Annotated in this window: 13 protein-coding genes; 6 read left to right on the plus strand and 7 right to left on the minus strand. The window is 39.9% G+C overall.

All coding sequences use genetic code 11. From position 1 onward, the window contains the following. Positions 1–92 precede the first annotated feature (92 nt). From OC530_RS03635 to rsmH, 5 genes are all read right to left on the minus strand, one after another. On the minus strand, positions 93–2,198 hold the full coding sequence (locus tag OC530_RS03635; RefSeq protein WP_262079577.1) for an ATP-dependent Clp protease ATP-binding subunit: 2,106 nt from the start codon (positions 2,196–2,198) through the stop codon (positions 93–95). A 452-nt stretch (positions 2,199–2,650) separates the two neighbouring features. Next, on the minus strand, positions 2,651–3,631 hold the full coding sequence (gene mraY, locus OC530_RS03640; protein ID WP_049513567.1) for a phospho-N-acetylmuramoyl-pentapeptide-transferase: 981 nt from the start codon (positions 3,629–3,631) through the stop codon (positions 2,651–2,653). Between the two features lies 1 nt (position 3,632). Beyond that, positions 3,633–5,885: a penicillin-binding protein PBP2X gene (gene pbp2X, locus OC530_RS03645; RefSeq protein WP_262079580.1), complete on the minus strand. Its 2,253-nt coding sequence runs from the start codon at positions 5,883–5,885 to the stop codon at positions 3,633–3,635. A 3-nt stretch (positions 5,886–5,888) separates the two neighbouring features. Continuing rightward, positions 5,889–6,206, minus strand: coding sequence for a cell division protein FtsL (gene ftsL, locus OC530_RS03650; RefSeq protein ID WP_000227824.1), 318 nt, complete (start codon positions 6,204–6,206; stop codon positions 5,889–5,891). Between the two features lie 9 nt (positions 6,207–6,215). Beyond that, positions 6,216–7,166: a 16S rRNA (cytosine(1402)-N(4))-methyltransferase RsmH gene (rsmH, locus tag OC530_RS03655; protein WP_000159402.1), complete on the minus strand. Its 951-nt coding sequence runs from the start codon at positions 7,164–7,166 to the stop codon at positions 6,216–6,218. Positions 7,167–7,332: 166 nt separating this feature from the next. Here rsmH and OC530_RS03660 point away from each other — a divergent pair, with 166 nt between their 5' ends. The 6 genes from OC530_RS03660 to OC530_RS03685 are packed head-to-tail and all read left to right on the plus strand — an operon-like array spanning position 7,333 to position 9,752. Further along, complete coding sequence (locus OC530_RS03660; protein ID WP_001082472.1) at positions 7,333–7,527, plus strand: helix-turn-helix transcriptional regulator; 195 nt, start codon at positions 7,333–7,335, stop codon at positions 7,525–7,527. A gap of 15 nt (positions 7,528–7,542) precedes the next feature. After that, positions 7,543–8,085: a DUF3278 domain-containing protein gene (locus OC530_RS03665; protein ID WP_262079587.1), complete on the plus strand. Its 543-nt coding sequence runs from the start codon at positions 7,543–7,545 to the stop codon at positions 8,083–8,085. Between the two features lie 9 nt (positions 8,086–8,094). Continuing rightward, positions 8,095–8,337: a hypothetical protein gene (locus OC530_RS03670; RefSeq protein WP_262079589.1), complete on the plus strand. Its 243-nt coding sequence runs from the start codon at positions 8,095–8,097 to the stop codon at positions 8,335–8,337. A gap of 10 nt (positions 8,338–8,347) precedes the next feature. Next, positions 8,348–8,674 carry a hypothetical protein gene (locus OC530_RS03675; RefSeq protein WP_262079591.1) on the plus strand — a complete coding sequence of 109 codons (327 nt, stop codon included), beginning with the start codon at positions 8,348–8,350 and terminating at the stop codon, positions 8,672–8,674. 26 nt (positions 8,675–8,700) lie between these two features. Then, the gene (locus OC530_RS03680; RefSeq protein WP_262079593.1) at positions 8,701–9,279 is read left to right on the plus strand and encodes a DUF3278 domain-containing protein; all 579 of its coding nucleotides are present in this window, start codon (positions 8,701–8,703) and stop codon (positions 9,277–9,279) included. Continuing rightward, positions 9,276–9,752 carry a glutathione peroxidase gene (locus tag OC530_RS03685; RefSeq protein ID WP_262079595.1) on the plus strand — a complete coding sequence of 159 codons (477 nt, stop codon included), beginning with the start codon at positions 9,276–9,278 and terminating at the stop codon, positions 9,750–9,752. Before OC530_RS03680 ends, OC530_RS03685 begins: the two co-directional genes overlap by 4 nt. Positions 9,753–9,782: 30 nt before the next feature. On the opposite strand, the gene OC530_RS03690 is transcribed toward OC530_RS03685, so the two are convergent. After that, a complete protein-coding gene (locus OC530_RS03690; protein ID WP_262079597.1) occupies positions 9,783–9,968 on the minus strand; it encodes a hypothetical protein in 186 nt (61 codons plus the stop codon). Positions 9,969–10,132: 164 nt separating this feature from the next. After that, complete coding sequence (locus OC530_RS03695) at positions 10,133–11,605, minus strand: peptide MFS transporter (RefSeq protein ID WP_262079599.1); 1,473 nt, start codon at positions 11,603–11,605, stop codon at positions 10,133–10,135. Positions 11,606–11,779: the final 174 nt, after the last annotated feature.

Below are 11,779 nucleotides of genomic sequence, written 5' to 3' on the forward strand. Positions count from 1 at the left end.
GGAGTCACTCTCTAGTTCTTATTTTGTTTTTATTGAGTATAAAATCCAAAATCTTTTATCCAGTCTCTTCTTTTTATTCTCAAAATTTTGTCTTAGGCTTTTTCACGAATGACCAAAACACCATCTTCCATGTCAGCTTCTAGGTGTTTAGCATCTAGGTGATCCAAGTGGAAGTCTGTGACTTTGTCACGGATTTGTTGTTCAACCACACGACGGAGTGGACGAACACCCATGACTTCATCGTAGCCTTCCTCAGTCATGTATTCTTTAGCAGCTTCGCTCACTGCCAAGTCAATGTCTTTCTTAGAAAGCGTCTTGTTAACTTCAACCAACATACGGTCTACAATCTTAGAAAGATCTTCTTTGCTCAAGTGTGAGAATTCGATGACAGCATTGAAACGGTTAAGGAATTCTGGACGGAAGTAAGGTTTCAAACGATCCATCAATTCTGGTTTATCAGCATCTTCTGTCAAGTTAGCTTCGTAACCAAAGCCTGCGTTTGAAGTTGCGATAATCACCGTATTCTTGAAGTTCACTGTATTTCCTTGACCATCTGTCAAACGACCATCATCCAAGACTTGGAGGAGAAGAGTGATCACTTGAGGATCAGCCTTTTCAATTTCGTCCAAGAGAATGATAGAGTATGGATTACGACGAACACGTTCTGTCAAGGTATTGCTATTGTCATCATATCCTACATATCCGGCTGTTGTACCGATTAGCTTAGATACGGCTGTGCGGTCACTGTATTCAGACATATCCAAACGGATGATTGCATCCTTGGTCCCAAACATATCCAGCGCCAATTGCTTAGCAAGCTCTGTCTTACCGACCCCAGTTGGTCCTACAAAGAGGAAACTACCGATTGGGCGATTGCCTTCATCGAAACCAGCACGGTTACGACGGATAGCACGAGCCACTGCTTCAACTGCCTTGTCTTGACCGATCACCTTGTGTTCCAAGCGATGAGCCATATCTTTCAAACGTTCGATGTCTGATGCTCCCATTTGTGAAACTGGGATACCCGTCATTCGTTCTACAGATTCAGCCACATCGTTGACACTTGCAGTCACTTTCATATCTTCTGTGTGGTTTTCGATTTTCTTTTCCAATTCTGCGATACGTGTTTTATAGTTTAGGGCTGCTTCAAAATCTTCTGCCTCAACTGCTTTTTCTTGCTTGTCTTTTTCTGCCTCAATTTCACGTTCAACAGCATGCACATCTGTTACTGGATGTTGAGCCGCCAAGTGAGCAGCCGTTACATCGACAAGGTCAATAGCCTTATCTGGCAAGCTACGTTGTGGAATGTATTGGACAGAATAATCCACTGCTGCTTTCAAAACTTCGTCTGGCAAGATGACATTATGGTGTTGTTGATAGAGGTCACGAATTCCTTGAAGAATTTTATATGTATCCTCTGCTGAAGGAGCATTTACCTTGACTTCGTTGAAACGACGAGCAAGAGCGGCATTCTTCAAAATGGTGTTACGGTATTCGTCTTGAGTTGTTGCCCCAATCACTGTCAATTCACCACGAGAAAGAGCTGGCTTGAGAATATCCGCAAGTCCTTTAGAACCACTGTCTCCACCAGTGCTACCAGCACCGAGAATTTGGTGAATTTCATCAAAGAAGAGGATAATATTCCCTGCTTCTTTCACTTCATTGACTAAGTTTTGAACGTTTTCTTCAAAACTACCACGATATTGAGTACCAGCCTCAAGACCTGAGATGTCAATGGAAATAATTTCCTTGTTCTTGATAGCAGCTGGAACATCGCCATTCACAATGGCTTGCGCTAGGCCTTCGACAACAGCTGTCTTACCAACACCTGCATCTCCAACAAGTACAGGATTATTTTTGGTACGGCGTGAAAGGATTTCAGATGTTTCTTGAATTTCCTTATTTCGTCCGATAACAGGATCCAACTTGCCCTCACGAGCTTCCGCTGTCAAGTTTCGACCTAGTTTAGCAAGAACACCGTCTTGTTTCATACCTGAAGCCTGTTGTTGCATTTCTCCATCGATTTCTACATTTCCTGGCAATTGACCAGTTGCACGATAGTGAGCGAATTCCTCAGGTGTCACTTCACGTCCATTAATCAAGTAACGACGATTTTCAGAACTATATCCTCGCATGCCACCCATCAATTGGTTAAATAAATCATCCATGTTGTTAAATTTATTAAAGTTGTTGTTCATATTCTTTACCTCTTTTTGTTTACTTAGTTATGATTACCGATATTGACTATCTTTGACCTTTGTTTTAAAAAATTTAGACTAGCTAAATGGCTACTCTAGGTACTATTTCTGGTTTTTCTTTTTCAAGCAGGAGTAGACTATCTTTACTTCTGAAGATTTCTAGATTAAACATAGACACACCTCTTTCTATTTTACTTTAAAGAATACTCTTCGAAAATCTCTTCAAACCACGTCAACTCTATCTGCAACCTCAAAACAGTATTTTGAGCAACCTGCAGCTAGCTTCCTAGTTTGCTCTTTGATTTTTATTGAGTATAAGCGTTCGAGTAAGGCTTTCATTTACCTTACGTTCATAATATACTACATTAGTCAGAAAAGGTCAAGGTATTTGACTTTAATTGACCAATATTTTTTAGAATGCAAAAACACCCTGAAACATCAGGGTGCCATTCTTACATCAAATACAAAATTGCTAGCGTCAGGAGACTTGCTAGAAGTCCCACTCCCCAAAAGAAGAAGTCAACCTTCCACTCGCTCCAAGGATTTCCTTTACCAGACAATCCTCCAAGCTCAAAATGGTGATGCACAGGCGTCATACGAAAAATACGTTTGCCACCAGTCATTTTGAAATAACTTACTTGCATCATAACCGAAGTTGTTTCAAAAACATAAACAATTCCGATAATCAAGAGAGTCCATTCTTGGTGGAGGGCCATAGAGATAGCTGCCAACATTCCACCGAGAGCCAAACTTCCCACATCCCCCATAAAGACCTTGGCAGGCTTATGGTTAAAGACAAAGAAACCGAGTAAACCACCAATCATGGCCAGAATCACCATAAGAATATCCATCTGACCTTGCACATAGGCAATAACTCCATAAGCTGACAAGCTAATCACAACGGAAATACTAGCTAGACCGTCAATACCATCTGTCAAGTTGACTGCGTTTGAAAAACCAACTAGCCAGAAAAGAGCGAAGATAATATAGAAAATCCCTAAATGCACTTGGTAGCCAAAGACAGAGAGCATATCGCCCCCACGCTCATAAAAAAGGTAGAAAATGACGCCACCTAGCAGCTGAAGAGCCAATTTCTGTTTGGGGTTTAGCCCCTCATTGATCTTTCGGAAGACCTTGAGAAAGTCATCTAAAAAACCAACCAAGCCATACAAGACCAAAATAAACAAAATCATACCAACATTATTGGTCAATTGTTTCGAAAAAAGAGCGACGAGGAAACTCACCACAACTGCAGCAATGAGGAAAACAAGTCCCCCCATTGTAGGAGTCCCAGCTTTTGCCTGGTGCTGTTTAACATCCTCATGCATCTGCTGGCCTGTAATTTGCGCCTTTCTATAAAATTGGATAAAGGCCGGAATTCCTACTAAAGTTAGTAAAAATGTCACAATTCCAGCACTAATAGAAATAAACATATTAGTCTCCTAAAGTTAATTTAATTTTTTTAATGTTTTTGATAGCTGTATTAGTCCGAACATCTTGCTTCTGAACAACGGAACCTGAACCTTCAAATTCCAGTTCAATATCCAACCATTTAGCAAAGGTCTCGGCAGTCTCTTTTTTCCAGCCATACATGTCTGGAATTTCTTCTACCTTATCCGATAAAAGGAGAACTTGTTGGTTTGGTGCAAGATTGGTCCCTTCTTCTACAGAAGTCTCTTTAATCTTTGTTCCAGTACCTACAACGATTGGTTGCACAATATTTCGGCGTAAGGCTTCCGCCAACTCACCAGGTGAAATATCCTTGATGCTAGGCATTGCATAAGAAGATTCTGTCGTAACTTTATCTAAATTTTTGGCTGGAGATTGAAGATTGAGAGATTCTTTCATAGCTGAAGCCCGCTCCAAGATTGGGGTGGCAAATTCTCCCAACTGGATACCTGAATAATGCTCAGGCTGTTGAACCGTTACATACAAGATAAAATCAGGATTTTCAGCAGGATTCATAGTCACAGCTGAGAAAATATAATTGGTAGAACCAACCAAGTATCCTCCATTTTTCTCATCAGCGATTTGAGCCGTACCGGATTTAACTGCTACATTTTGTCCAGGAACTGTTATAATTGGCTTTCCTGTGTAGTGATTATACATAGTTCCATATAGAGGGTCCGTCCCAACTAAGATCATGTGATTTCGAGTTGTGCTTGCTGCCTCTTTGGAAACAGGATTTCCTACTATTTCTTTTTGTGACTTACGTACAGACTGATTGTTAGTATCATAAATAGCACTTATAAATTTTGGCTCCAGCATAACTCCATCATTAGCAATAGCTGTAAAGGCACGAAGCATTTGTGTTTGTGTCACTGAAATTCCTTGCCCAAATGAGCTTTGAGCAATACTAACAATATTATCAGCTGGAAGTTGACCAGCGTATTCATCTGTCAAGCCAAAGCGAGTTGGAACCCCAAATTTAAAGCGTTTTAGATAATCCAACCAAGTAGCATCTCCCATTTTTTGTTCAAGTAGACTCATTCCAACATTACTGGAGTGAGCGAAACCTTGTAAGAAAGTCATCATCCCACCAGTAGTCAAACCTTCATTAACATCCCAATCTCGAGTCGTCGCATCCGCTATTTTGAATTCACTGCTATTGAAGTATTCTCCACTTGGGAAGGTATTATTATCAATAGAAGAAGCTAACGTCATAACCTTCATGGCTGATCCTGGTTCATAGTTACTTTGATAAAGAATATCACGCCAAACAAAGTCCTCAGTGATTCCTTCTTTAGTATCTGCATTAAAGGTAGGTCGTTGGGTGGTAGCGAGGATTTCACCGGTCTTTGCACTGACCAAGGTCGCGGTCATATACTTACCTTTTACTTTTTCTAGAAAGGCATCCATCTGAGTTTCCATGAAAGATTGTAGCGGACTAGACAATGTTGTATAAACATCCTTGCCATCTACCGTTTGTTGGGAAACTTGTTCTGTTCCAGGGACAATATTACCCAGACGATCTTTTTCATAGGTAATAATACCGTCTTTCCCTGCAAGAATACTGTTCAAGGAACTCTCCATCCCAGAAGTTCCCAGCAAACTCTTGCTACCATCCTCATTTTCATGGAGTTGGGCCAAACCAATAAAACTAGAAGCGAATTGTCCATTTGGATAGCTTCTGTTAGGGCTAGTTGTAAAGTCAATCCCTTCCACACTAGCATCTTTCAAATCTTTTTTAATAGCCATCATATTGGCATATGTAATCCCATTGCCCTTCGAACCAAAGGAAACTTGCTTGAGATTAGGTTGCGAGAGTTGCTCTCTTACATAGGATTCTTCCATGTCCAGATACTTATGGAAAACCTCTGCTACCTTATTAAACTGGGCATCTTCTACATAAAGAATTTTACCAGTTGCTGATTTGTATTTTTTATCAATAACAGCATAGACATTATAGGAGGTTGCGTCCTCAGCAATCGGGACTCCATTTCGGTCATAAATAGTCCCACGTTTGGCAGGGACTGTACGGGTTATTTGGTGAACTTTCTTGGCCTCTTTGACTAGATCCGTTCCAAATTTACTACCACTCCCGATAATAACAGCAAAATTGGCCAAAAAGAGGCCGAAAAGGGCAACAGCTAAAAAGCTGAGATACTTGCCAACTATCCTACGGTTTTTTGCTGGAGATTTACGATTTTTTATCGCAAATCGGGTTATTTTTTCTGTCCATTTCATATCTTACTCCGCTGTTCGGATATTTTCATTATTCAATTTCAAATCTTTTTTATCTGCAATTTCTTTCAAGCGCTCGGAACGAATCAATTCATTCACTTCCTGCTTAGCATCATCCAGCTCTGTCTTCTTTTCCTCTATCTGCGCATTGATTTTTGTTAAATCACTTTGCACTTGCAAGAGTCGTGTCTGCATAAAGATGATACTCACTGCTAAAACGAGAGCCGTAAAAGCGATGGAAAGATAAAAAGCCTTCTCCACACGTGAGAATTTTTTTATACGATTCTGCAAGAATTGACTGGTTGTTTCTTTCTTATCTACCATTTTTTCCTCTTACTTGTGAATTTTTCTGGCCACGCGCAACTTAGCTGAGTGCGAGCGGTTATTGGCTTCTAACTCCTCTGCACTTGGCAAGATTGGCTTACGGGATACCAATTCCATCTTGGGCTTAAGATCATCTGGGATGAAAGGCAAACCTTTTGGAACTTCCACTGTTGAAGCTTCCTTGAACAATTGCTTGGTCAAGCGGTCTTCCAAGGAATGGAAAGTAATCACTGAGATTCTACCATCTAGAGCCAACATCTCCATAGCCTGCTGGATGGACTCATCTGCCGCTCCCAGTTCATCATTGACTTCAATTCGAATAGCCTGGAAAATCTGCTTAGCAGGATGGCCCTTCTTCTTGAGTTCCTTGGCAGGTTTGGCCGACTTGATAATCTCTGCTAACTCAGTCGTTGTCTCAATCGGCTTGACTTCCCGAGCTTGTTCAATCTTACGAGCGATCTGTTTAGAGAATTTATCCTCGCCATACTTGAAGAAAATACGAACCAAGTCATGATAGTCATAGTGGTTCACCACTTCATAGGCTGTCAGACTAGCATCCTGATTCATGCGCATGTCTAGTGGCGCATCCTTTTTATAAGAAAAACCACGCTCACGCTGATCCAATTGAGGACTAGACACTCCTAAGTCATAACAAATTCCATCAATTTCCTGAACACCAGCTTCGCGCAAACGTGCCTGTAAATGACGGAAGTTGTCCTTGATAAAGGTCACCATCCCCTTTTCAATGTAGGGTGCCAAGCGTTTTTGCGCATTGTCAATGGCATTCTGGTCCTGGTCAAAGGCATAGAGATGTCCTTTTTCACTTAATTTACTTAATAAATATTCGCTATGGCCTGCTCCACCCAAAGTCGCATCAACGTAGATACCGTCGGGCTTTACGTCAAGCATATCAATCGTTTCGTGGAGTAAGACCGTTACATGATGAAATTCTTTTGTCATATCTTATCTATTTTACCACAAATCCGACCAGCTTGCACTAGTCAGACAAATAGGCCAAAAACAAGTAAGATTTCTTTAAGAAATATGTCAAATATGCTTGACATTCGTTCTATAGAAGAATATAATATAGTCAAATATATACGACACACTTCAGAAAGGAGACCAGATGAATCGTGTGAAAGAATTTCGCAAGGAATTGGGTATTTCCCAGCTCGAACTCGCCAAGGATATCGGTGTCTCGAGACAGACCATCAATATGATTGAAAACGACAAGTACAATCCAACGCTGGAACTCTGTCTCAATCTCGCCCGCAGCCTCCAAACTGACCTCAACAGTCTCTTTTGGGAGGAAGATTTTTAAAAAAGGAGCCAACTCATGAAAAAAGAAACCTTTACTGAAAAACTGATCAAACGCACATACGGCATTTCTGATCCCCTTGACGAATACAAACGGCGCGAGGCCGATCGTATCGGTAACCAAGTCTTTATCATCCTCTTTTATCTGATGATTTTCGGAAATCTTATTCCACTCCTTCTGGCCTATAAATATCCTCAACTAGTGGCTCTAATCTATCCTCCTCTGATTTTAGTGATTGCCCTCATCGTTGCTGGATATCTCACCTACCAAATGCAAAAAACAGGGATTACAACTATTGAACCAGATATGCTAAGTGAGAAAGAAAGTAAGCAACTACATTACCCAGGTCTGAAAGCTGGGATAGTCTATGGATTAATGAGTTTTTTTACAACCCCTCTTCTCCATATACTGCTAGGTGAGAGTCAGGACTATCTTCAGTCACTTCTCGCTTTTAAAAATATTTTTTCAAGTATCCTCCAGTCTGTCTTCTTTGGAGTGGTTATACAGATTCTCATCTCCCGTCGCATTGCAAAAACTAAGAAAGATCCGGATGAGGATTAGGAGGAAACTATGAAAAAAGAAAAGAAACAGTTACGTTATCCTGGTCTGAAAGCAGGTTCGATTTATGGAACAGTGATATTTTTTATAATTCCACTCATTGATACCCTAACAAGTGAAAATCCAAATTTTATCACTTCTCTTCTAAATACAAAACATATTTTTAAAACTATACTGGGAGCTTTCTTTTTCGGAGTGATGATACATATTGTCGACTCACTTCGTATTACAAGAGCTAAAAAAGACCAGGATTAAGAGGTGCCCTATGAAATCATTACTAACTTTACTTACCTATCATCTTTTGTTCAGTTCTCTGCTCATCTTCATCATCGTTTCAGGGGACTTGCCAATCAGAGAGATATTCCTCGTGCTAGTCTTTTTTCCAGGACTTAATAAAGGACTGACTTATCTAAAGATTAACTCCCCAAAAACGCGCACACTCAACTTAGCACTATACTTTATAATTCTATCTTTTCCACAACTGATGCTCGTCTCAGGCAATTGGAACTATTATTTACTGCTGACTATCGCTATCCTTTCTTCTATCACTTATCTTTATTATCTCTATCAATTCGTAAAAGAAAGTCAGTAAAACCACTCATTTAGGAGGTTATCAGCATGAAAAAAGAAGACTTCACCACTCGCCTACTTCGAAATCTCTTTCACATCCAAGGTCCTTTTGATGAATGCCGACAAGAGATTATCTACAAGGCTTGTGCCCGTTCTATGGTCCAAATCGTTTATTCTTCCTTCTTTCTCTTCTTGTTTTATCTGTTCTTTGGACGCTTCATAGATGTGGTTCGCTATGCCATGCCCTACATTTACTCTGGACTCATTTTTTTCATTACTTTAAAAACCCAAAGAGCCGTCAAAGAACTCCATCTGGAAAAAGATGACAAGTCAGAAATCATCCTCAAAACCTACAGCAAAGCCCAAATCAAATTCCGAAGCTGGATTGTGTTTATCGGTCTTCAGATTGGCCTCTTTACCTTACTCATCTTTCATAAAGTCTTCGTTCAGCAGATGTCTCTTTCAGATTTTGGGAAGTTGCTCATGCAATTCGATAAAAGTGTTCCTTTCCTGATGTATGGCCTGATTATCGGAAGCATTTTTGGAACCCTGACCTACGGATTTCTATCACTACAAGAGGAGAAGACTCCTAAAAATACCAAACAGAAGGAGAAAAGCAATCAATGACTTCACTATACGATTTTTCAGTCTTGAACCAAGACCATCAAGAAATCTCACTAGATGCCTATCGTGGTAAGGTACTCTTGATTGTCAACACTGCTACTGGATGTGGTTTAACGCCCCAGTACCAAGGACTCCAAGAACTCTATGATCGCTATCAAGAACAAGGTTTTGAGATTTTAGACTTCCCTTGCAATCAGTTTATGGGACAAGCACCAGGCAGCGCAGAGGAAATCAACGCCTTCTGTAGCCTACATTATCAAACCACTTTCCCACGTTTTGCCAAGATCAAGGTCAACGGTAAGGAGGCAGATCCCCTCTATGTTTGGTTGAAAGACCAGAAATCTGGACCACTAGGAAAACGAATCGAATGGAATTTCGCTAAGTTCCTCATCGGTCGTGATGGGCAGGTCTTTGAACGCTTCTCTTCAAAAACAGACCCAAAACAAATTGAAGAGGCAATACAAAATCTACTATAATTTTACAATCTCACTTTGATTAGGTCTCCTTTAACCTAATGAATAGTGAGATTTTTTGATTAGCTTTGACTTATACTCTTCGAAAATCTCTTCAAACCGCGTCAACGTCGCCTTGCCATATGTATGGTTACTGACTTCGTCAGTTTCATCTACAAACTCAAAACAGTGTTTTGAGAAGCCTGTGGCTAGTTTCCTAGTTTGCTCTTTGATTTTCATTGAGTATTAAATAGAAAAAATGAATAAATGTCTACTAGGAATATCATAAACATCATGAATTTTCATCAAACAAAAAGACTTAGCTCTATGCAATACAGAACTAAATCCTTTGAATAAATAATTGATCTAACTTTTAGAATCCCTACAGAAATTCCAGTTTTTCTCTATTTGATACCAGACATTAGTTTTTCAATACGTGGAACGTAGAAGAGTAAGATAATACCGAATACAATCGTAATTCCTCCAACAATTCCATAGTAAGCCACTTCAGTTTCACTTGTATAAAATTTTACAATTTGAGCATTGATAGCTTGGGCAGCTGCATTACTCAAGAACCAGATAGACATCATTTGTGCTTGGAAGGATTTTGGTGCTAGCTTATTAGTGACTGATAGACCAATAGGCGAAATCAACATTTCCCCCACAATCACAATAGCCCAACTCATAATCAACCAGAAAGGACTGACCTTAACATCTGTCCCAAAGAGCATCCCTGGTAACATCATCCACAAGAAGGATAAACCTGCAGCAAATAAACCGTAAGCAAATTTCTTAGAAGAGGACGGTTGCTTTTTACCCATTTTCCCCCACAGCCAAGCAAAAATTGGCACATAAATCATAATGAAAAGTGGGTTGATACTTTGGAAAAAGCTAGATGGAAAATGAAGCTGATTTCCAAATACATTAAAGTAAAGTCGAGTTTGATCATCCGCAAATAGAGCGAGAACAACAGACCCCTGCTCCTCAATAGACCAGAAGAGTACTCCAGCGATAAATAAAGGAATGTAGGCAAATACTTGGGATCTCTCAGTAGCAGTTATTTTCTGACTAGATAAAATTTTAAAGAAATAGTAGATTGGAATGATTACCGCAATTACTGTAAAGATATTAACAATCATATCCACGTTAAACTGGTGAGTAAAGACTAAACCTATAACCACAAGAATAACCATGACAAGTGTAATCAGCAAGCGTTTAATCAAGGTCTGCCGGTCCTTCTGTGAAAGTGGATCAGTAGGGTAAAGACTTGATTCAGGCAGGTATTTCTTCCCATCTAAAACATACTTCACCAGACCAAAGAACATCCCAATGGCAGCTAATGAGAAACCTAGATGGAAATTGACTTCCTGACCTAGATAACCTACTAAATAAGGGGCAACGAAGGCACCTAAGTTAATACCAAAGACAAAGATACTAAAACCTGCATCCCGTCTATCATCCTCTTTCTCATAAATTCCCCCCACCATATCTGAGATATTGGGTTTTAAAAATCCAGTTCCAAAGATAATCAAGGCAATAGAAAGATAGAGAGCCACTTGTCCAAAAGGTGTTGCCAAAGCAATATGCCCTAGCATAATCAGAATCCCACCGTAAAAGACAGTCTTACGGCTTCCTAAAATACGGTCACTGACAAAACCACCGACAACCGAGGACAAAAATACCAGTGAGCCATAAATCGCCATAACCGATGCAGCCGTGGTCTTATCCATCCCCAACCCACCATCTTGCACACTATAGTACATATAGTAAAGTAGGATAGCTCGCATCCCATAGTAAGAAAAGCGTTCCCACATCTCTGTAAAGAAGAGGGTGGACAAGCCCATAGGATGTCCAAAAAATGTTTTCTGTTTTTCCATATATATTCTCCTTTAGCGATGTAATAATTCATTTTACAGAATTTTCAAACAAATGTCAAACAAATCCTGTTTTTTTAGAAAATTTTCTGAAAAAATCACACGTCTCATACTTAATTTCACCATAAAAATCCATTTCAGACTAACTTTTACTTCGGTCAGGCAAGTGGAAGTTAC

Origin of the sequence: Streptococcus sp. Marseille-Q5619, from assembly GCF_946901205.1 — a bacterium.
In the GTDB taxonomy this organism is placed as follows: domain Bacteria; phylum Bacillota; class Bacilli; order Lactobacillales; family Streptococcaceae; genus Streptococcus.